This window comes from Pseudomonas sp. LBUM1664 (assembly GCF_059695895.1).
Genome location: NZ_CP166791.1, coordinates 4,493,515 through 4,512,929 on the forward strand (window position 1 = coordinate 4,493,515; position 19,415 = coordinate 4,512,929).

20 protein-coding genes are annotated in these 19,415 nt (G+C 60.0%); 2 read left to right on the plus strand and 18 right to left on the minus strand.

Annotated elements, in window-relative coordinates; genetic code table 11:
- Positions 1–6: 6 nt before the first annotated feature.
- From ACA047_RS20970 to ACA047_RS21025, 12 genes are all read right to left on the minus strand, one after another.
- On the minus strand, positions 7–1,416 hold the full coding sequence (locus tag ACA047_RS20970) for a circularly permuted type 2 ATP-grasp protein (RefSeq protein ID WP_497352561.1): 1,410 nt from the start codon (positions 1,414–1,416) through the stop codon (positions 7–9).
- Positions 1,417–1,791: 375 nt separating this feature from the next.
- Positions 1,792–2,133, minus strand: coding sequence for a ribonuclease E inhibitor RraB (locus ACA047_RS20975; RefSeq protein WP_041021831.1), 342 nt, complete (start codon positions 2,131–2,133; stop codon positions 1,792–1,794).
- A 201-nt stretch (positions 2,134–2,334) separates the two neighbouring features.
- Positions 2,335–2,571 (minus strand): hypothetical protein, encoded by a 237-nt coding sequence (locus ACA047_RS20980; protein WP_497352564.1) that lies wholly within the window; start codon positions 2,569–2,571, stop codon positions 2,335–2,337.
- Positions 2,572–2,721: 150 nt separating this feature from the next.
- Positions 2,722–3,330 (minus strand): START domain-containing protein, encoded by a 609-nt coding sequence (locus ACA047_RS20985; RefSeq protein ID WP_497352566.1) that lies wholly within the window; start codon positions 3,328–3,330, stop codon positions 2,722–2,724.
- A 53-nt stretch (positions 3,331–3,383) separates the two neighbouring features.
- Positions 3,384–3,638: a YkgJ family cysteine cluster protein gene (locus tag ACA047_RS20990; protein ID WP_497352568.1), complete on the minus strand. Its 255-nt coding sequence runs from the start codon at positions 3,636–3,638 to the stop codon at positions 3,384–3,386.
- Positions 3,639–3,786: 148 nt separating this feature from the next.
- Positions 3,787–4,260: a translation initiation factor 2 gene (locus ACA047_RS20995; RefSeq protein ID WP_497352570.1), complete on the minus strand. Its 474-nt coding sequence runs from the start codon at positions 4,258–4,260 to the stop codon at positions 3,787–3,789.
- 88 nt (positions 4,261–4,348) lie between these two features.
- Positions 4,349–5,788, minus strand: coding sequence for an aminotransferase-like domain-containing protein (locus ACA047_RS21000; protein WP_256232877.1), 1,440 nt, complete (start codon positions 5,786–5,788; stop codon positions 4,349–4,351).
- 199 nt (positions 5,789–5,987) lie between these two features.
- Entirely contained in the window at positions 5,988–6,797 is an 810-nt protein-coding gene (locus tag ACA047_RS21005) for an OmpA family protein (RefSeq protein WP_497352572.1), read from the minus strand.
- Positions 6,794–7,153, minus strand: coding sequence for a DUF4398 domain-containing protein (locus tag ACA047_RS21010; protein WP_497352574.1), 360 nt, complete (start codon positions 7,151–7,153; stop codon positions 6,794–6,796). The genes ACA047_RS21005 and ACA047_RS21010 overlap by 4 nt, the downstream gene beginning before the upstream one ends.
- 9 nt (positions 7,154–7,162) lie before the next feature.
- Positions 7,163–7,987 (minus strand): substrate-binding periplasmic protein, encoded by an 825-nt coding sequence (locus ACA047_RS21015; RefSeq protein WP_497352576.1) that lies wholly within the window; start codon positions 7,985–7,987, stop codon positions 7,163–7,165.
- 91 nt (positions 7,988–8,078) lie between these two features.
- Positions 8,079–9,008 carry an electron transfer flavoprotein subunit alpha/FixB family protein gene (locus ACA047_RS21020; protein WP_497352578.1) on the minus strand — a complete coding sequence of 310 codons (930 nt, stop codon included), beginning with the start codon at positions 9,006–9,008 and terminating at the stop codon, positions 8,079–8,081.
- Between the two features lie 2 nt (positions 9,009–9,010).
- Positions 9,011–9,760, minus strand: coding sequence for an electron transfer flavoprotein subunit beta/FixA family protein (locus ACA047_RS21025; protein ID WP_014339477.1), 750 nt, complete (start codon positions 9,758–9,760; stop codon positions 9,011–9,013).
- A gap of 545 nt (positions 9,761–10,305) precedes the next feature.
- Between ACA047_RS21025 and ACA047_RS21030 the strand changes: the two genes are divergently transcribed.
- Entirely contained in the window at positions 10,306–11,970 is a 1,665-nt protein-coding gene (locus ACA047_RS21030; protein WP_497352581.1) for an electron transfer flavoprotein-ubiquinone oxidoreductase, read from the plus strand.
- 93 nt (positions 11,971–12,063) lie between these two features.
- Here ACA047_RS21030 and ACA047_RS21035 read toward each other — a convergent pair whose 3' ends face one another.
- A complete protein-coding gene (locus tag ACA047_RS21035) occupies positions 12,064–12,954 on the minus strand; it encodes an AraC family transcriptional regulator (protein WP_497352583.1) in 891 nt (296 codons plus the stop codon).
- A 178-nt stretch (positions 12,955–13,132) separates the two neighbouring features.
- Between ACA047_RS21035 and ACA047_RS21040 the strand changes: the two genes are divergently transcribed.
- Positions 13,133–14,185 (plus strand): NAD(P)-dependent alcohol dehydrogenase, encoded by a 1,053-nt coding sequence (locus tag ACA047_RS21040; RefSeq protein ID WP_497352585.1) that lies wholly within the window; start codon positions 13,133–13,135, stop codon positions 14,183–14,185.
- A 6-nt stretch (positions 14,186–14,191) separates the two neighbouring features.
- On the opposite strand, the gene ACA047_RS21045 is transcribed toward ACA047_RS21040, so the two are convergent.
- From ACA047_RS21045 to ACA047_RS21065, 5 genes are all read right to left on the minus strand, one after another.
- A complete protein-coding gene (locus tag ACA047_RS21045) occupies positions 14,192–14,995 on the minus strand; it encodes an IclR family transcriptional regulator (protein ID WP_497352587.1) in 804 nt (267 codons plus the stop codon).
- Positions 14,996–15,054: 59 nt separating this feature from the next.
- Positions 15,055–16,365 carry an MFS transporter gene (locus tag ACA047_RS21050; protein ID WP_497352589.1) on the minus strand — a complete coding sequence of 437 codons (1,311 nt, stop codon included), beginning with the start codon at positions 16,363–16,365 and terminating at the stop codon, positions 15,055–15,057.
- Between the two features lie 189 nt (positions 16,366–16,554).
- Positions 16,555–17,703, minus strand: a complete 1,149-nt coding sequence (dgoD, locus tag ACA047_RS21055; RefSeq protein WP_186707213.1) for a galactonate dehydratase — start codon at positions 17,701–17,703, stop codon at positions 16,555–16,557.
- 48 nt (positions 17,704–17,751) lie between these two features.
- Positions 17,752–18,372 carry a 2-dehydro-3-deoxy-6-phosphogalactonate aldolase gene (locus ACA047_RS21060; protein WP_497352592.1) on the minus strand — a complete coding sequence of 207 codons (621 nt, stop codon included), beginning with the start codon at positions 18,370–18,372 and terminating at the stop codon, positions 17,752–17,754.
- Positions 18,373–18,385: 13 nt separating this feature from the next.
- A complete protein-coding gene (locus ACA047_RS21065; protein ID WP_497352594.1) occupies positions 18,386–19,369 on the minus strand; it encodes a 2-dehydro-3-deoxygalactonokinase in 984 nt (327 codons plus the stop codon).
- Positions 19,370–19,415: the final 46 nt, after the last annotated feature.

Genomic DNA, 19,415 nt, shown 5'->3' on the forward strand with positions numbered 1-19,415 from the left:
GCTCCTTCAATCCTCGACCACCCAGGTGTCCTTGGTACCACCGCCCTGGGACGAGTTCACCACCAGGGAGCCTTCGCGTAGCGCAACGCGGGTCAGGCCGCCAGGCACCACGCGGGTTTCACGACCGGACAGCACAAACGGACGCAAGTCGATGTGGCGCGGGGCGATGCCGTTTTCGACAAAGGTCGGGCACGTCGAAAGCGACAGCGTCGGCTGAGCGATGTAGGCGTGCGGCTTGGCCTTGATCCGCTCGCGGAAGGCGTCGATCTGCGCCGTCGTCGCGGCCGGCCCCACCAGCATTCCGTAACCGCCGGAGCCTTGGGTTTCCTTGACCACCAGATCCGGAAGGTTCGCCAGAACGTGGGAAAGTTCAGCGGGATTACGGCACTGCCATGTAGGGACGTTCTTCAGGATCGGCTCTTCGTCCAGGTAAAAACGGATCATATCGGTGACAAACGGGTACACCGACTTGTCGTCCGCCACACCAGTGCCGATGGCATTGGCCAGCACCACATTGCCCGAACGGTAGGACGACAGCAGCCCCGGTACACCGAGCATTGAATCCGGATTGAAGGCCAGTGGATCGAGGAATGCGTCATCGAGACGACGGTAAATCACATCCACCGCTTTCGGCCCGTCAGTGGTGCGCATGAACACCTTGTCGTCGCGCACGAACAGATCAGCGCCTTCCACCAGCTCCACGCCCATCTCACGGGCCAGGAACGCGTGTTCGAAGAAAGCGCTGTTGAAACGCCCAGGCGTGAGCACGACAACACTGGGGTCATCCAGCGGGCTGGAGCTTTTCAGGGTATCGAGCAGCAGGTTGGGATAATGGTCAATCGGGGCGATGCGCTGGACGGCGAACAGCTCGGGGAACAGGCGCATCATCATCTTGCGATCTTCGAGCATGTAGCTGACGCCGCTGGGCGTACGAAGATTGTCTTCGAGCACGTAGTACGTGCCGTCGCCATCGCGTACCAGGTCGACACCGCAAATGTGGGCATAGATGTCGCGGTGCAGATCCAACCCTTGCATCGCCAACTGATACTGCTCGTTGGCCAGCACCTGCTCGGCCGGGATGATGCCGGCCCGGATAATCCGTTGTTCGTGGTAGAGGTCGGCGAGAAACATGTTCAGCGCCTTGACCCGCTGGATGCAGCCACGCTCGACCACTCGCCATTCACTGGCGGGGATGCTGCGCGGGATGGTGTCGAAAGGGATCAGGCGCTCTGTGCCCTGCTCGTCACCGTAGAGCGTGAACGTAATCCCGGCGCGATGAAACAGCAGATCGGCTTCGCGTCTGCGTTGGGCCAGAAGCTCGTCAGGCGTTTCGGCCAGCCAACGGGAAAATGCCCGGTAATGCGGGCGGACCTGGCCGTCGGCGTCGTACATTTCATCAAAACCAGTGCGGATCATGCCGTACTCCTTGTCACCCTGACATCAAGGCTTCGCAAGGCCCGTGCCATCGGCATAAACGCCTTATGATCAACGGGTTGGATTATCCACCGATAGCCCCCGCACCCTTATAGTGCAAAAAATGCCCCCACCCCGCCGCGCCTCGCTTCATTACGACGCAAGGCGCGGCTCTCCTGAGCATAGCCACGGAAAAAGGACACAACCTGCCCTGGATACAGTTAGGTACAAAACCTGCGGGGATGAGCATTCGCCAGAGTGTGGGTCAGTTGAGGTGATGTTGGCGGTAGATCAGTGGGTGATGTTCTTGTTTGGCATCGCACATGAAAACGGCCGACACAAAGGTCAGCCGTTGCTTTGGTTGCGGTGAGAGAAATGTCAGGCCTGCAGGCGCCGAATCTCTTGCTTGACGCCCCAGCCTTCGATGATGCCGCCCAAGGGCTCGACCACCGCCTCAAAGTCTTGCTCGAAGTCTCCAATGTCATCATAGGTGGCGTACATCACCCGGCTCAGCTCCAATGACCAAGCCCCGTCGTCCCGTGCACTGATCTGCGCATTTAACGATTCCCCGCGAAAATGACCTGCTGCCCTGCGCGCCCGCTCCTCATCCGGGAAAATGGCGTAGAACTCGATGGGATGGAATCGTGAAAAATCGAAACCGCCTTCTTTCATGCGGCGCAACACGCTGGTGCTGATGTCTTCTTGATAGGCTGTGCTCATGAAACGTCCTCCTGAACTGATGGATAGACTTTCCGTCTTCCCGTACGCGCAACCCGTGAGCTACACGCGATGCGGCATCAAATTACCGTCGGGACACAAGCATGTAGCTGACAAGACCGGACCTTCGCGATCCCTCGCTGATCTCAATTGCAGAGTAGCCTCAAGTCGTGGCGAGTGCCAAGCGGAGCTTGGCAATGAACTTCATGAAATTGGAGTAATGCTGATAATTTCGATGCTGTGCTGGGATTTTAGGTTCTTGACTGTAGGGTCTTCGGTACGCCCCTCCAGATCGTTGAGGTCCAGTTGCTCGAGCACTGGAAGCAACCTTTCTCGAATCAGTTGTGCAGCCTGCTCCATGGTGGGCTCCTGGTCACAGTAGAACGGCTCGACGATAGTTTCGCCGTGGTCATCAACGAAAGTGATTTCCCACTTTTGCATCGGTGTCTCCTCGATCAATTCAGGGCCTGGCTTACCTTTATCTCGACATTGAAAGCGCAACATTCGTTCCGCTGAGTGGTTGGACGGCACGCATGAAAAAACCGCCTCGCGGGCGGTCTTTCCATGCAGCCATTTGCACAGCCCTGCCGATTATTTCTCGGCACGTTCCTTCAACGCTTTCAAGGTGTTGAACGGCGCGTCCACCACGAACTTGTTGGCCAGCCAAGACGGTACCTGACCACCCGGCTCGGTGTGCACCTGGTAGGTCACTTCGACCTGGTTCGCGCCCTTGGGCGTGAACTTCCAGAAGCCCTCGACCTGCGCCACCCGCACAAAACCCTTTTCTTCGGGCAGATAGGTCGGCACACCTTCAAGATTGCGCGTCAGGCTGCCATCAGCGCCTTCGACGGTGATGACTTTCAGCACCGAGTCCCGAGGCGTAACCGGCCACGGCGTATTGAACTGGGTATAGGTCCAGCTCTGATTGCCTTCGTGCTTGAGCAGTTTCTGGCTCTTGCACTCATGAATCCAGGCGCAGGCGCCCGAGACGTCTTCCTGCAGGGCCCGCAGCTTGGCCATGGTGGTTGTCATGACGGTCACGCCGCGATAGGCCTTGTATTTGGAGCCGGCCACTTCACTGAGGGAAACCTTGATACCGTCCTGATCCTTAGCGACTTGCCAGTCTTCTGCCTGGGCGGTGGCCGTTGCCAACAACACGGTCAAACCACACAACACAGCCATACGATGCAGCGAACCCATAATTTTTTCCTTATTGTCCAAGTTCGTTCATTTCAGTTCCGATCATTGACCCACTACGCTGCAGTGACTTGCTCCCACCAACCGATGAGCCGGATGGCGTCTTCGCTGCTGTTGCCACAAACCTCGATGTCGGCTTCGAACGCCGAGCACACCGACGGTCGTTCCGACTGGCCGAAGATCCTGCACAGGTTATCGACCGACAATTGCACGCAGCGTTCTCCCGCCGGTTTGCCTTGGGGCATGCCAGGGATGGGCGAGCTGATGGAAGGGGCGATGCAACAGGCGCCACAGCCTTCACGGCATTTCATGACGACATCATCCTCACGGCAGGTAATAGTTAGTAACAGAACACAGAGTAACGGCTAAAACACTCGTTTTAAATTACCGTCCGCGTGTTTTTTCGCCCACGGCAGGATGACCGGACAGTCATCGACGAACTGCATTCAAGGCGATGGGCTATTGCTTGAACTCGAACTCCAGCGCCGCGCCGTCCACTTCCTTGCGTTCCTGATTACGCAGTGGCAGTTGCATTTCATTGCTCAGCAAACGGCCATTGAGTTGGAACGGTCCGGGCTTTTCCTCGAACATGGACGGCAACAGCTGCTCACGCTTGGGCGACAGCACCTTACCCGGCGGTTGCAGTTTCTCGACCATCTCATGGGGCAGGCTTAAGTCCAGCTTGGCCGGCGGCAACGGGATCTTGGCGACCTCACGGGCAGATTTGCTCTTGGAGGCGACAGGGGCGCGTTTTTTCTTCGCCGGAGCCGCTTTTTTCGCGGGAGCCTTTTTGACCACTGCCGGTTTTTTCGGCACATTTTTCGTGGCGCTGGCGGCTGTTTTCTCCTGTGCCGAAGCAGCCACGACGCCTCCCGTATGGAAGGCAGTCAACAGGCCGATCAAAACCCAGGCGGCAGGAACAATGGCTTTCATAAATACAACGGCATTTACGGCAGAGACCCCCATGCTCGCCTGATAATAAGGTGCTGACAAGCACATCAGGCTAAGCGGTTGATTCCTTTCAAAAACCGCTGGCGGTCTCCTGGCACAATTGAGTGGCCAACAGGCCCAGCGTCATCAAGGCCCGCTCGGCTTCGCGGTTCCAAGGTGTGCCGCAATTCAGGCGGATACAGTGATTGAACTGCTCGGTGTTACTGAAAATCAGCCCTGGCGCGATACTGATGCCTTGTTGCAGTGCCCGCACATGCAACTCCTGGGTATTGACCCGCCCCGGCAGGCTGACCCACAGGATGAAACCGCCGGTGGGACGGCTCATTTGCGTGCCTTCAGGGAAGTACTGCTGCACCGCCAACTGAAAGGCGCTGAGGTTCTTGCGGTACTCCTGGCGGATATAGCGCAAGTGCCGGTCATAGCCGCCATTTTCCAGATACGCCGCGATGCCCATCTGCGTGACGCTGCACGCCGAGTGAGTGCTGAAGGTCTGGAGCCGTTGGATTTCCTGCTGGAATTTTCCGGCGATCATCCAGCCGATGCGCACACCCGGAGATAACGTCTTGGAAAAACTCGAACAGTAAATGACCCGGTCCAACCGGTCATAGGCCTTGAGCGCCTTGGTGCGTCCCTGCTCGAACATCAACTCGCCATAGATATCGTCCTCGACGATCTGAATGTCGAAGTCCGATGCCAGACGCAACAGTTGCTTTTGCCGCTCCTCGGGCATGGTGCCGCCCAGGGGGTTGCTCAGGCGCGTGGTCAGCACCAGCGCCTTGATCGACCACTGGTTGGCCGCCAGTTGCAGGGCCTCAAGGCTCATGCCGGTGACCGGGTCGCTGGGGATCTCGATGACCTTGAGGCCCAACAGATCCGCCAATTGCAGCAAGCCATAGTAGGTGGGCGATTCGGCTGCAATCAGATCCCCTGGCCGGGTCAGCACCCGCAAGGACATTTGCAGCGCATCGACACAGCCGTGGGTAATCACCACCTCGGAGGGATCCACCACTACGCCGGCGTCACGCATGCGAATCGCCACCTGGCGACGCAACGGCTCGAAGCCCGGGCTGAACATGTAGCTGAACGCCCGCGGACTGTGGAAACGCGTGACCTTGGCCAATTGCTGATGCAATGCCCGTACAGGCAGGTAATCGACACTTGGCACCGCCGCCCCCAGTGGGAACACCCCTTCGCGGCGCGACTCGACCAATACCTGCTGGATGATGCTGCTGCGAGTCACCAGCCCTGGACGTTCGACCCGAGCGATGTCCGGTGTCGGCGCGGTGAGAGCCGGGGTCTGGTGCACGTAGTAGCCCGACTGCGGCCGCGCGCGGATCAGCCCCTGGTCTTCAAGGTTGGCGTAGGCCTGCAGCACCGTCGCATGGCTGACGTTGAGCTGCGAACTCATCTTGCGCACCGAAGGTACGCGTTCACCGGGCTGATACACACCGCGCCGGATGTCTTCAGCCAGTTGTTGAGCAATACGTTGATAGAGCAAGAGGTTGGTCATGACGCAGCACTCGATTTCGCGGGCATTTTATTGTTGTCAGAAACGATACCGGAACAGTTTAGAAGTGTACTGGGACAGTTATTAGATTACTCGACAGTACAGCGCAGTGACAGCCCCAACTGTACTCATTAATGATCAATCCGCAGGCCCAAAAAAACCCGGCACCTTTGAAGGGCCGGGTTTTCCAGTGACGCAGCCCTCAGCGGGCGGCGCCGAGCTGGCCTTTCTCATCGGAGAACACAATTTCAACGCGACGGTTCTGTGCCCGACCACGCTCGGAAGCGTTGACGTCCACCGGGTACTCGTCACCGTAGCCCTCGACCTGAATACGCTTTTCGTCGATCCCCAAGTCCACCAGCACGTCTGCCACCGCTTGTGCACGGTCACGGGACAGTTTGAGGTTTTCCTGCTTGCCGCCGGTGCTGTCGGCATACCCTTCAATGCGCACTACACGCTTGGGGTTGAGCTGCAAGAACTGCACGATTTTGAGCACGACCCGGTTGGCCGAGTTCTTCAATTCCGCTTCACCGGTGTCGAACAGGACGTCACCCAGCGTCATCACCAGGCCACGATCCGTCTGGGTGGTCGCCATCGCCATGATCTGTTCTTCCAGCCACTTGCCCTGCTGCTGGACACTGAGCAGCTTGGATTCACGCAGGGCCAACTGCAAACGCTGGCGCTCCAACTCAAGCTTCGCCGCGCGTTCTTCGTTGAGCACCTGATTGCTGTGCTCCCGGGCGATCTCACTGTAACGCTGGCTCAGGTAGGCGTAATGCAGCACATCCTCGCCGCTGCCCCAGTAGCTGGACAAACGGTCGGCCCGAGCCAGGGATTCGCCAGCGCGGATCACGTCCTTGGGCGCGGCGCGCAATACGTTGGAGTCTTCCTTGACCTTCTGGAAGTCGGTGCCGGCCTGTTCCAACGCCGCTTCGCTGCGCTGACCCGCGCAGCCGTACAAACTGGCCAAGCCTGCCAGGATCAAACCGCCGAATACATGGGACTGCTTCATTGGGCATCATCCCTCAGCTGTTTGCGCAATCGCTCGATGCGGGTGTTGAGCACGTTCAGTTGCTCCTGGCTCTTGAGGGTCAGCACCTTCGCTTCGGCCAGGCGTGCATCCAGCTCGGCCTGCTCGGCCCGCATGCGCGCCTTCTTGTACGATTCGTCGGCCATGTTGCTCTTGGCCCGGGCGAACTTTTCTTCGGCGAGTTTCAATTCGGGCACTTCGTCGGCATTGGCGCCCACGGCCCGGGCTTGCTCCAACGCCTGTTCGGTCAGGCGGATCTGTTCATTCGGCGCCGGATCGGCTGCGCAGCCCGCCAGAGCCAGAACGGCCAGGGCAGCGAAAAGAGGTCGAATAGTCACTAATGTTCCCTACTGTTTTGAGGCACCGACAGGTGGCTGCAACTGTGTTTTCCAACGCTCGAGATTGCGCTGCAACACAGCCTCCGTCAGGCCGGACGCGGCCAATTCTGTCATCTTTTGCGCCAGCTGTCCGCGTAACCATGGGTCATTGCAGGCGGAGTTATGGGAAACCGCGAGGAACAGCCCCGGTTTATCCATCGGTTGCGGTGCGGCCTGCAGGTCATTCGCCATGCCCAGTGACTGCGCCATCGCCAGGCCCGAATAGCGCCCCGCCAGGACATATTCCACCTCCCCCAGCAGCAATTTCTGAAAGGCCTGGGTCAGGTTGGGGGTATGGGTCAGGGTCAATTGCTGCTCGGCAAAAATGCCAAATGCCTGGGTCATTCGCGCCTTTTCCGACAACGCGCCGGGATGACCATGAAGGTCCTGGGGCTGATTGATGACCAGTGTCGAATCCTTGCGGGTCCAGACCAGGTAATCGTTTTCCAGCAAGGGCGGATGGACGTAGTCCAGGGCTTCGAGCCCGGTCGTGGTCAGCGGAGCGTCGGTAAGCAGGTCCATGCGTCCGCTGCGCACCTCGTCCAGTGCCTGGGCGCGCTTGCCGGCGTAGAGCAATTCGATCTTGATCCCCAACTCCCCCGCCACTTGCGCCAGCAGGTCGGCACCGGCGCCGATCAAGTGCTTGGGGTCTTGAGGGTCTTGCCACAGGTAGGGCGGCGCATCCGGGCTGCCGGTGGCGATCAGTCGCTCACACTTGCCGGCAGCGGCAGCCAGGCCCGGCAGAGCCGCCAGCGCCCACAACAACGACCAGCCGGCCAAACGGCGAAGATCCATGGCAATACGCTCCCCTTGCAGTGACACCCATAGTGCAGACAATAAAAAACCCGGCCAAAAGGCCGGGCTCTTTATAAGTGAAGATGCCGGATTAGACCAGCTTCTCCAGCTCAGGGATGGCTTCGAACAGGTCCGCTACCAGGCCATAGTCGGCCACCTGGAAGATCGGCGCTTCTTCGTCCTTGTTGATCGCAACGATCACTTTGGAGTCTTTCATGCCGGCCAGGTGCTGGATCGCGCCGGAAATACCGACAGCGATGTACAGCTGTGGTGCAACGATCTTGCCGGTCTGACCGACCTGCATGTCGTTGGGTACGAAACCTGCGTCGACCGCCGCGCGGGAAGCGCCGACGGCAGCACCCAGCTTGTCGGCCAGGGCGTACAGGTGTTTGAAGTTGTCACCGTTCTGCATGCCACGGCCGCCGGAAACGACGATCTTGGCAGCGGTCAGCTCAGGACGATCGGACTTGGCCAGTTCCTCGTTGACGAAGCTGGAGAGGCCGGCGTCATGGGCAGCACCGACGGCTTCGACGGCAGCCGAGCCACCTTCGGCGGCAACCGGGTCGAAACCGGTAGCGCGGACCGTGATGACCTTGACCGAAGCACTCGATTGCACGGTGGCAATGGCGTTACCGGCGTAGATCGGACGCTTGAAGGTGTCGGCGCTTTCTACCGAGATAATCTCGGAGATCTGGTCGACGTCCAGCGCAGCGGCTACGCGCGGCAGGATGTTCTTGCCGTTGGAAGTGGCGGCAGCCAGGATGTGGCTGTAGCCCTTGCCGAGCTCAACCACCAGCGGAGCAACGTTTTCCGGCAGTTGGTGCGCGTAGGCAGCGTTATCGGCCGACAGCACTTTTGACACGCCCGAGATTTTCGCAGCGGCTTCAGCCACAGCGCCAACGCCCTGCCCGGCCACCAGAACGTGCACATCGCCACCGATTTTGACAGCGGCAGCAACGGTGTTCAGCGTGGCCGGAGCCAGCGCCTTGTTATCGTGTTCGGCGATTACGAGGATAGTCATGATCAGATCACCTTCGCTTCGTTTTTCAGTTTCTCGACCAGTTCAGCCACCGACTTGACCTTGATGCCCGCGCTGCGTGCAGCCGGCGCTTCGACTTTGAGGGTCTTGTTGGTGGAGGCGGTGGAAACGCCCAAAGCGTCAGGAGTCAGCACTTCAAGCGGCTTCTTCTTGGCTTTCATGATGTTTGGCAAAGACGCGTAGCGCGGCTCGTTCAAACGCAGGTCGGTGGTGACGATGGCCGGCAGTTTCAAGGAAACAGTCTGCGCGCCGCCGTCGATTTCGCGAGTCACGGCAACGCTGTCGCCGCTGACTTCGACCTTGGACGCGAACGTGCCCTGACCGTAGCCGCTCAATGCAGCGAGCATCTGGCCGGTCTGGTTGTTGTCGCTGTCGATGGCCTGTTTGCCGAGGATCACAAGCGATGGCTGTTCCTTGTCGACAACGGCCTTGAGCAGCTTGGCCACGGCCAGGGAGGTCAGGTCTTCGGCGGATTCGACGAGGATGGCGCGATCGGCACCCAGTGCCAGCGCGGTGCGCAGTTGTTCCTGGGCGGTGGTCGGGCCGATGGAGACAACGACGATCTCAGTCGCCACGCCTTTTTCTTTCAGGCGTACGGCTTCTTCTACGGCGATTTCGCAGAAAGGGTTCATCGACATCTTGACGTTGGCGAGGTCGACGCCGGAGTTGTCCGCCTTGACGCGAACCTTGACGTTATAGTCGACCACTCGTTTGACAGCTACAAGAACCTTCATGGATTCCTCGTTACTCTCCGGTGAAAAGAAAGTCGCCTAGGCGAACCTGGCGGTTGATGCTCGTGGGCGCAAGGGCACCTCTAAAAACGCCGGCATGAACCACACATGACCTTGCTCACGGGAGTGAAGACCGTTCGTCAGTGGTGACCGATGAGTCATTCATTATCGCGGCGTGTAAACTGCGCGGCCGAACCGTGCGTTACGTCACTTTGTGCTGCCTTCGCCCTGTCTTTAGAGGTGCTCTTGAAACCAACAGTCAGCCTACGGCGAGCGCAAAACCGCCCGTATCTTGACCGGAACGCCTATTCCGGTCAATACGGCAAAATGGTCAGTCATAAGCCGCACGTCAGTGATTTATCTGGGCTCCAGCATTTTCAAACAAACGTTTGTATTGGACCCTGAGAGTGGTGTAGATATAATGCGCCGCTTAAGAGAGAACGGCGGGGCATCCATTGCCGCTTTCGTCGCTTTTGCGAAGGAAATAACGGATGCAACGCCAAACCTCCAATTAGAAAAAACTGTGAGCCTTGAGTAGGAGATAGCCTGTGGAACGCGAATACATGGAATTCGACGTGGTCATCGTCGGTGCCGGCCCCGCTGGCCTGTCTGCCGCTTGCCGACTGAAACACAAGGCCGCCCAAGCCGGTAAAGAAATCAGCGTCTGCGTGGTCGAAAAAGGCTCCGAAGTCGGTGCGCACATCCTCTCCGGTGCGGTGTTCGAACCCCGCGCCCTGAACGAACTGTTCCCGGACTGGAAAGAACTCGGCGCGCCACTCAATACGAAGGTTGTGCGCGATGACATTTATGTTCTGAGAAACGCCGACGCCGCGAGCAAAATCCCTGACTTCTTTGTGCCCAAGACCATGCACAACGAAGGCAACTATATTATTTCCCTGGGCAACCTGTGCCGCTGGCTGGCCCAGCAGGCCGAGAACCTGGGTGTGGAAATCTACCCCGGCTTCGCCGCCCAGGAGGCGCTGTTCGACGAGAACGGCGTGGTACGCGGGATCATCACCGGCGACCTGGGTGTCGACCGTGAAGGCCACCCGAAGGAAGGCCTCTACACCCCCGGCATGGAACTGCGCGCCAAGTACACGCTGTTCGCCGAAGGCTGCCGTGGCCACATCGGCAAGCAACTGATCAAGCGTTTCAACCTGGACAGCGACGCCGACGCCCAGCACTACGGCATCGGCCTGAAGGAAATCTGGGAGATCGACCCGGCCAAGCACCAACCAGGCCTGGTGGTGCACACCGCCGGCTGGCCGCTGGACATCATGGGCACCGAAAACACCGGCGGCTCCTTCCTTTATCACCTGGAAAACAACCAGGTGGTGGTTGGTCTGATCGTTGACCTGTCCTATGGCAACACCTTCTTGTCGCCGTTCGACGAGTTCCAGCGCCTCAAGCATCACCCGGTACTCAAGCAGTACCTGGAAGGCGGCAAGCGTATCAGCTACGGCGCTCGCGCCATCTGCAAAGGCGGCCTGAATTCGCTGCCAAAAATGATCTTCAAGGGCGGCGCGCTGATCGGTTGCGACCTTGGCACCCTGAACTTCGCCAAGATCAAGGGCAGCCACACCGCGATGAAGTCCGGCATGCTCGCCGCCGATGCGGTGGCCGATGCGCTGTTCGCCGGTTCCGAAGGCGCGGACGAACTGACCACCTACGTCGACGCATTCAAGGCCAGCTGGCTGTATGAAGAGTTGTTCGCCAGCCGCAACTTCGGTCCGGCGATGCACAAGTTCGGACCCATCGTCGGCGCCGGCTTCAACTGGCTCGACCAGAACATCTTCGGCGGCAAGCTGCCGTTCACCTTGCACGATACCAAGCCGGACTACGCCTGCCTGAAACTGGCGGCCGATAGCAAGAAGATCGACTACCCGAAACCGGACGGCAAGCTCAGCTTCGACAAACTCAGTTCGGTGTTCATCTCCGGCACCAACCATGAAGAAGAACAGCCCTGCCACCTGAAGCTGACCGACCCGAGCATCCCGATCAGCAAGAACCTGCCGCTGTACGACGAACCGGCCCAGCGCTACTGCCCGGCCGGTGTGTACGAAGTGGTGACCCAGGAAGACGGCGAAAAGCGCTTCCAGATCAACGCCCAGAACTGCGTTCACTGCAAGACCTGCGACATCAAGGACCCTTCGCAGAACATCACCTGGGTCTCGCCGGAAGGCGCCGGCGGGCCGACTTATCCGAACATGTAAGCTGATCCGCTGAACATCAAGGCTCCCGCAACGGGGGCCTTTTTGTTGCCTGCAATCCCAACAACCACCCAGATCAATGTGATTTCCAGTGGCTCAAGCCACGCGCTCTTCTCCAGGGCTGCGCTCGAAATAACGCTTGTACTCCCGACTGAACTGCGACGAACTCTGATACCCCACCTGATGCGCGACCTGGGCCACGCCCATGCCTTCGGTGAGCAACAGCCGCTGAGCCTTGAGCAGACGCAATCGCTTGAGGTACTGCACCGGTGACAGCAACGTGCTGCGCTTGAAATGCTCATGAAAGGTCGAAGCGCTCATGTTCGCGCAACTGGCCAGCGTCTCGACGTTCAGCGGTTCAGTGAAGTGCGCGTGCAGATGGCTCAGGGCAGCGGCAACCCGGGCAAACTGTCCTTGCTGTTCCACCAGCGCCCGCAACACATCGGCCTGGGGCCCGCGCAAGGCGACGAACAGCAACTCCCGCAGCCGCGCCTGACCCATGACCTGGCATTCCAGCGGATCGTGTAGGCAGTGCAACAAGCGCTCGACACACCCACGCATGGCGTCATCGAGTACCACAGAGGTCATGGATTCCGGTGTCTGCGGTGCCAGATTCCGCCCTGGCACCAGCCCCATGGCCCACACCAACTCCCCCAACATCGCCCGGTCGATGGCAACAGAAACCCCCAGCAACGGCGCATTGGGCATGGCGTAGGTTTCGCACTCGAACGGCACCGGCAGGGCCTGGATCAGATAATGCCCGGCGCCGTACTCCATCGTACGAGGCCCCAGGTACGCCAGTTTGCTACCTTGGGCAATGATCACCAGGCTCGGCTCGTACAGCTGCGGGCCACGGGCGACATCCTGGCTGGCCCGCAGGACCTGCACGCCGGACAAGCGCGTGGGAATAAAACCATCACGGGTCGCCAGGGGTTCAATCAGCGAAACCAGAGCGGCGTTGGCATCGAGATGGCGGGTCAACAACATAGGGAAAACTTCACGAAAAAAGGGATGAGACCATCATCGCAGGTCTGGCGCTTCATAGGATCAAACCTGGGCCAAGCCCGGAGGAATAGGCATGACATGCGTAGGAATCGCCATCGCCACAGACCGACAAACCTCCCAGAATGGGCCCCTCACCGTTCACTGCTTAGCGAGGTTCATTATGTACACCGCCATCGGATACGCCGCCCAATCGGCCACCACTCCCCTCGCCCCCATGAAGTTCGAACGCCGCAGCCCGCGCGCCGACGATGTGGCGATCGACATTCTCTACTGCGGTGTCTGCCATTCCGACATCCATCAGGCTCGTAATGAATGGGGCATCGCTGTTTACCCGCTGATGCCCGGTCATGAGATCGTAGGCAAAGTCACCGCCGTCGGTGCGAACGTTACCCGCTACAAGGTAGGCGATTTGGTGGGGGTCGGTTGCATGGTCGACTCCTGCCGCGAATGTGAAGCCTGCCGCGCCGACCTGGAGCAATACTGCCTCGAAGGCATGACTCAGACCTACGCCAGCCCGGACCGCGTGGATGGCGGCCACACCATGGGCGGTTACTCCAACAGCATCGTGGTCAGCGAGCACTTTGTGCTACGCATCCCGGAAACACTCGACCCGGCTGGCGCTGCACCGATTCTCTGTGCCGGCATCACCACCTACTCACCCCTCAAGCACTACGGCGTGAAGGCCGGCGACAAGGTCGGCGTGCTGGGCATGGGCGGTCTCGGCCACATGGGCATCAAGTTCGCCAAGGCTATGGGCGCCGAAGTCACGTTGTTCACCCGCTCGGCCAGCAAGGCTGAAGAAGCCCGTCGCCAAGGCGCGGACCACGTGATCGTGTCCACCGAAGCCGAACAGATGACCGCTGCCGCCGGACGTTTCGACTTCTTGCTGGACACCATTCCGGTGCAGCACGACCTCAATCCCTACCTCGACACTTTGCGTTTCGACGGTGTGCACATCCTGGTGGGTCTGGTCGAGCCGATTGATCCGCCGGTACATGCCGCAAAACTAATCATGGGTCGTCGCGTCCTGGCCGGCTCGTTGATCGGCGGTATCGCAGAAACCCAGGAAGTGCTGGATTTCTGCGCCGAGCACAACATCAGTTGCGACATTGAAATGCTCGACATCCGCCAGATCAATGAGGCCTACAGCCGCATGATCGCCGGGGACGTGAAATACCGCTTCGTCATCGACATGGCGACCCTCAAGGCCTGACCTGTGTCAGACCTTGGCGCCCAACTCCGCTGACAGCCGGGCTGTGACCCCTTTGACCAGGGGAATCAGCTCGGCCATTTTTTCCAGCGGCATGTACGGCACGGTGCTGGCGATGCTGATACCGGCGACGATGCGCTTTCCGGCGTCACGGATCGGTGCCGCCACGCAACGAATCGACGGTTCGTTGTCTTCCAGGTCGAAGGCATAGCCCCCCGCCACGTACTCCACCATCCGCTGCTGGAACTGTTCCCAGGATTGTTCCTGATGCTGGGGCCAGAACTGATTCTTCCCACCGGCTGGCAAGCTGATTTCGTACAACCGCTGCCATTGTTCCTGAGTGTCATCCAGCATCAACGCCTTGCCGATCCCGGTACGTGCCAACGGCATGCGATGGCCGACGCGCGAGCGCATTTCCGGGCCGTTACGCCCCGGATTCTTCAGCAAATACAAGACCTCGTCGCCCTCGCGAATCGCCAGGTGCACGGTGTCACCGGTGAGCGCCGACAGCTCGTCCAGATACGGCCCCGCCAGGCTCACCAATGGCAGTTCTTCGCGGGCCTGAAAACCCAGTTCGATCAGCTTCGGCCCCAGCAGATACCCCACCTGCGGCACCACACGCAGATAACGTTCGTCCACCAGACAACTGGCCAGGCGATGGGTGGTGCTGCGGGTGGTGCCGATCAGCCGGGCGATTTCCTTCAAGTCACGGGCGCCACTGGCGACCGCCTGGACCACACCCAGGCCCCGCAGCAATGTCTGGGTGCCTGTAGGCGCTGCGTCCTTGGTGATGTTTGGGGCGTCTTCCTGCATATCCGGCCTTTAACAGTGAGCGGGGAACGGGCGGCATTATGGTCGCCCGCCCCCTCGGACTACAACTCGATGCGCTCGACCTTCCCGACCAGCAGGATGTAGGACAGCGCGCCAATCAGTGCAAGAACGGCGATATAGGTGATGGCCGGGGCAAACGAATCGCCGCTGGCGAGAAACCCGATGACGATGGGCGTGGCAATGGCCGACAGGTTGCCAATGAAGTTGAACACCCCACCCGTCAGCCCGAGTAGCCGCGCCGGAGCCAAGGTCGAGACCAGCGACCAGGTGATCGACGCCAGGCCGTTACCGAAAAAAGCCAAGGCCAGGAAAGCGATCACCAGTGGCGTGGACTCGACGAAATTGGCCCCAATGATCGAAGTGGAGATCAGCAACCCACCAATGATCGGCAGTTTGCGAGCAAACCCCACCGTGGCGCCGCGCCGAATCAGCCAGTCGGAAAAGAACCCGGAACACAGCACACCGACGAACGCCGCCAGAAATGGCAGCGACGCCAGCAAACCGGACTTGATGAAATCCATTCCGCGATATTTCACCAGATAGGTCGGGAACCACGTCAGAAAAAACCACAGCGTGGAGTTGAGGCAGAACTGGCCCAGGTAAATGCCCCACAGCTTGCGCTGAGTCAGGACGATCCCCAGGTCGCTCCAGCTGAATTTCGCCTTGGCCTTGGCGGTTTCGGCCTGGATGTCCACCAACCCGCCGCCTTCGCGGATCAGTTCGATTTCAGCGGCATTGGCGCCTTTGAAATCCCGCGGTTCGCGATACACCGCGTACCAGATCAGCGCCCAGATAATGCCCACCGCACCGGTCGCTACAAACACCATGTGCCAACCAAAGGCATGCTGCAGCCAGGCCAGCACCGGTGTCAGAAACGCCAGCCCGACAAACTGCCCCGAGGTGTAGAAACCGATGGCCGTGGCCCGCTCACGCTCAGGAAACCAGGTCGTGACCACACGGCTGTTGATTGGGTAAGCCGGTGCTTCCAGGGCGCCGACCGCCATGCGCAGCACGAACAGTGCGATGAAACTGGCGGCGAAACCGAGCATCACCGTGGCCACCGACCACAACAGCAGCGCGACGCTATAAAGAATGCGCGGCGGCACCCGGTCCACCAGCCAGCCACCGGGGATCTGCATGGCCGCGTAGGTCCAGCCGAACGCCGAGAAAATCAGCCCGACATGGATCGGATCGATGCCCAGTTCACTGGTCAACGCGGGAGCGGCAATCGACAGGTTGCTGCGGTCCAGGTAGTTGATCACCACGGTGATGAACAGCAGGACCATGATGAAAAAACGCTTGCGACTGGGCGTCACCAACGACGCCTGCGCGCTCAGGGTGTGCGCTTGCATGTGAGGTGCCTCTTTTTATATTTGTTGAGGATCGGGCGTATCGAAGAGATCTCCCTATTTATGGAGATCAAATGTGGGAGCGAGCCTGCTCGCGATAGCTGTGTGTCAGTCGACACTTATCTTGAATGCTAGATCGCTATCGCGAGCAGGCTCGCTCCCACAAGGGAATCGAGTGGAGTCAGGACTCTCTCACCACTCGGCAAAACTGCCATCAGCGTGGCGCCAGATCGGATTGCGCCAGCGGTGGCCGATGGCCGCGCGTTCGATGACGTACTCCTCGTTGATCTCAATGCCCAGGCCCGGCCCGTTGGGGATTTTCACGAAGCCTTTGTCGTAGTCGAACACCTGTGGATCCTTGATGTAGTCCAGCAGGTCGTTGCTCTCGTTGTAGTGGATGCCCAGGCTCTGTTCTTGAATGAACGCGTTGTAGCAAACCGCATCCAGCTGCAGGCACGCCGCCAGGGCGATGGGGCCCAGCGGGCAGTGCAGCGCCAGCGCGACGTCGTAGGCCTCGGCCATGTTGGCGATCTTGCGGGTTTCGGTGATGCCGCCGGCGTGGGACGCATCCGGCTGGATGATGTCCACGTAGCCCTCGCTGAGCACCCGTTTGAAATCCCAGCGTGAAAACAGCCGCTCGCCCAGGGCAATCGGGGTGCTGGTCAGCGGCGCCAGTTCCTTGAGCGCTTCGTAGTTTTCGCTGAGCACCGGCTCTTCGATGAACATCAGTTTGTAGGGGTCGAGCTCCTTCATCAGCACCTTGGCCATCGGCTTGTGGACCCGGCCATGGAAGTCCACGCCAATGCCGACGTTCGGCCCTACCGCATCCCGCACCGCCGCCACGTTGGCGAGGGCCAGGTCGACTTTTTCAAAGGTGTCGAGAAATTGCAGTTCTTCAGTGCCGTTCATCTTCACCGCCGTGAAGCCCCGTCCTACGGCTTCCTTCGCCGCGCGGGCGGTGTCCGCCGGCCGGTCACCGCCGATCCACGAATACACACGGATCTTGTCGCGCACCTGACCGCCCAACAAGTCGCTGACCGACACACCCAAGGCCTTGCCCTTGATGTCCCACAATGCCTGGTCAATGCCAGCCAGGGCGCTCATGTGAATGGCGCCGCCCCGGTAGAAGCCACCACGATACAGCACAGTCCAGATGTCTTCGATATTGCGTGGGTCTTTGCCGATCAGGTAGTCGGACAATTCCTCAACGGCCGCCGCCACCGTGTGGGCACGGCCTTCAACCACGGGCTCGCCCCAGCCGGTCACGCCCTCGTCGGTTTCGACCTTGAGGAAGCACCAGCGCGGTGGAACGATAAAAGTGGTCAGTTTGGTGATTTTCATCTTGTTGTCTCTCTTGTCAGATGCAGCGCACCGGGCGCTGGAAAGTCTTCAGTTCAGGGCATTCCACGCGGCCACGTAGGCCTTGGCGCGCACCGCCACCTCATCTGCCGTCAGGCCCGGTTTGAACAACCCGGTACCGAGGCCGAACCCCTTGACGCCGGCCTCGACGAAGACCGCCATGTTGTCCGGTTTAATCCCGCCCACCGGCACCAGCACGGTCCCGGCCGGCAGCACCGCGAGCCAGGCCTTGACCACCGCCGGGCCCATTTGCTCGGCTGGAAACATCTTCAATACGTGAGCGCCCTCGGCCAGTGCGGCAAAGGCTTCGGTGGGCGTGGCGACGCCTGGCGACAGGTACAACCCCGCCGCCTTCGCCGCCCTGAGTACTTTCGGATCGCTGTGGGGCATGACGATCACCTGGCCACCTGCGGCTTTCACCTGCTCCACTTGTTCCGGTGTGAGCACGGTGCCGGCACCGATCAGGCAATCGGCGGGCAACGTACTGCGCAGGATGCGGATACTTTCGTACGGCTCGGGGGAATTGAGCGGTACTTCGATGACGCGAAATCCGGCGCTGTATAGGACTTCGCCGATGGCGGCCGCCTCCTCGGGACGCAGACCGCGCAGGATCGCAATCAGCCCATTGTGCGCCAGTGCTTGTGTGAGCATGTCAGACCTCCAGTTAACGCGATGCGGTGGAATCGAGCAGCCCGGCCGCTACGGCCAGTTGCCACAAACCACGTTCAGTGGCCTGTTCGGCCAGGGTCACCCGGGCGAAACCGCAGGCGTCGAGGGCCCGTTGATACCGGGCACAGAGTTGGGAATTACCGATCAGCACCACCGTCGGCAGGTGGACGCTGTTACGCCGCTGGCGTTGTACGGCGGCCAGCGCCGTCAGCTCATGACCGATCAGAAGGCCAGAGAGGTAGTCCGCCTGGGCGCTGGCGCCGAGTTCTCCGGTCAGGCCCAGGCTGCGGGCGCTGAACACCGTGGACAACGGACCGATCTGGCCGTCTGTCGACAAGGCCACCTGCACGCCGCGATCAAAGGCCTGGCCATCGAACGCCGCGCCACGCTGCTGGGTACGGCCGAGAATGCTGTGGTCGCTGAGCACGGCGAAAATCTCGCCGGTCATGAAGGTGTCGAAATGCACGATGCAGCCGTCGGCCACTTCCACCCATTTCGAGTGGCTGCCGGGCAGGCCAATCAGCACGGCTTCGTTCGGCAGGCTGTGCAAGGCACCGAGCACCTGGGTCTCTTCGCCGCGCATGACATTGGGCAGCCGTGAACGTTGGATCACACCAGGCACGATGTGCACATCGACGCCGCGAAGACTGCGAATGGTTTGTAGGGAATGTCCGAGATTGGCGACGTTGGCGGGCGTGTCGCAGTAAGGCGCTTCGCGCCAACCTTGGGCGCTGCCAACCATGCCGCAGGCAATCACTGGTAGATCCGGTTGCGCATCGAGCCAGTCGCCGCAAGCCTCATCGAACGCCAGCTCGAAACCATCGATGCACACCTGGCCGGCCACGGTTCGCGGCCCGGAGGGCAACTGCATGATCCCCGACGACAACGAGCGCTGTTCGAGCACCTCGCCATTGGCGGCAAGTTTGTAAGCCCGTAGTGAGGTGGTTCCCCAATCGAGCGCGATCAATTGCGCCTGCATCCGTTTCACCTGTTTTGTTTTTTAGCAGTGAGTGACCGGACTATAA

What these genes read in the sequence shown, in the direction of transcription:
- dgoD (WP_186707213.1), bottom strand. Translation starts at nt 17,703, where the DNA reads ATGAAAATCACCAAACTGACCACTTTTATCGTTCCACCGCGCTGGTGC.
- ACA047_RS21020 (WP_497352578.1), bottom strand. Translation starts at nt 9,008, where the DNA reads ATGACTATCCTCGTAATCGCCGAACACGATAACAAGGCGCTGGCTCCG.
- ACA047_RS21025 (WP_014339477.1), bottom strand. Translation starts at nt 9,760, where the DNA reads ATGAAGGTTCTTGTAGCTGTCAAACGAGTGGTCGACTATAACGTCAAG.
- ACA047_RS21040 (WP_497352585.1), top strand. Translation starts at nt 13,133, where the DNA reads ATGTACACCGCCATCGGATACGCCGCCCAATCGGCCACCACTCCCCTC.
- ACA047_RS21050 (WP_497352589.1), bottom strand. Translation starts at nt 16,365, where the DNA reads ATGCAAGCGCACACCCTGAGCGCGCAGGCGTCGTTGGTGACGCCCAGT.
- ACA047_RS21035 (WP_497352583.1), bottom strand. Translation starts at nt 12,954, where the DNA reads ATGTTGTTGACCCGCCATCTCGATGCCAACGCCGCTCTGGTTTCGCTG.
- ACA047_RS21015 (WP_497352576.1), bottom strand. Translation starts at nt 7,987, where the DNA reads ATGGATCTTCGCCGTTTGGCCGGCTGGTCGTTGTTGTGGGCGCTGGCG.
- ACA047_RS21005 (WP_497352572.1), bottom strand. Translation starts at nt 6,797, where the DNA reads ATGAAGCAGTCCCATGTATTCGGCGGTTTGATCCTGGCAGGCTTGGCC.
- ACA047_RS20970 (WP_497352561.1), bottom strand. Translation starts at nt 1,416, where the DNA reads ATGATCCGCACTGGTTTTGATGAAATGTACGACGCCGACGGCCAGGTC.
- ACA047_RS20975 (WP_041021831.1), bottom strand. Translation starts at nt 2,133, where the DNA reads ATGAGCACAGCCTATCAAGAAGACATCAGCACCAGCGTGTTGCGCCGC.
- ACA047_RS21045 (WP_497352587.1), bottom strand. Translation starts at nt 14,995, where the DNA reads ATGCAGGAAGACGCCCCAAACATCACCAAGGACGCAGCGCCTACAGGC.
- ACA047_RS21060 (WP_497352592.1), bottom strand. Translation starts at nt 18,372, where the DNA reads ATGCTCACACAAGCACTGGCGCACAATGGGCTGATTGCGATCCTGCGC.
- ACA047_RS20995 (WP_497352570.1), bottom strand. Translation starts at nt 4,260, where the DNA reads ATGAAAGCCATTGTTCCTGCCGCCTGGGTTTTGATCGGCCTGTTGACT.
- ACA047_RS20990 (WP_497352568.1), bottom strand. Translation starts at nt 3,638, where the DNA reads ATGAAATGCCGTGAAGGCTGTGGCGCCTGTTGCATCGCCCCTTCCATC.
- ACA047_RS21000 (WP_256232877.1), bottom strand. Translation starts at nt 5,788, where the DNA reads ATGACCAACCTCTTGCTCTATCAACGTATTGCTCAACAACTGGCTGAA.
- ACA047_RS20980 (WP_497352564.1), bottom strand. Translation starts at nt 2,571, where the DNA reads ATGCAAAAGTGGGAAATCACTTTCGTTGATGACCACGGCGAAACTATC.
- ACA047_RS21065 (WP_497352594.1), bottom strand. Translation starts at nt 19,369, where the DNA reads ATGCAGGCGCAATTGATCGCGCTCGATTGGGGAACCACCTCACTACGG.
- ACA047_RS20985 (WP_497352566.1), bottom strand. Translation starts at nt 3,330, where the DNA reads ATGGGTTCGCTGCATCGTATGGCTGTGTTGTGTGGTTTGACCGTGTTG.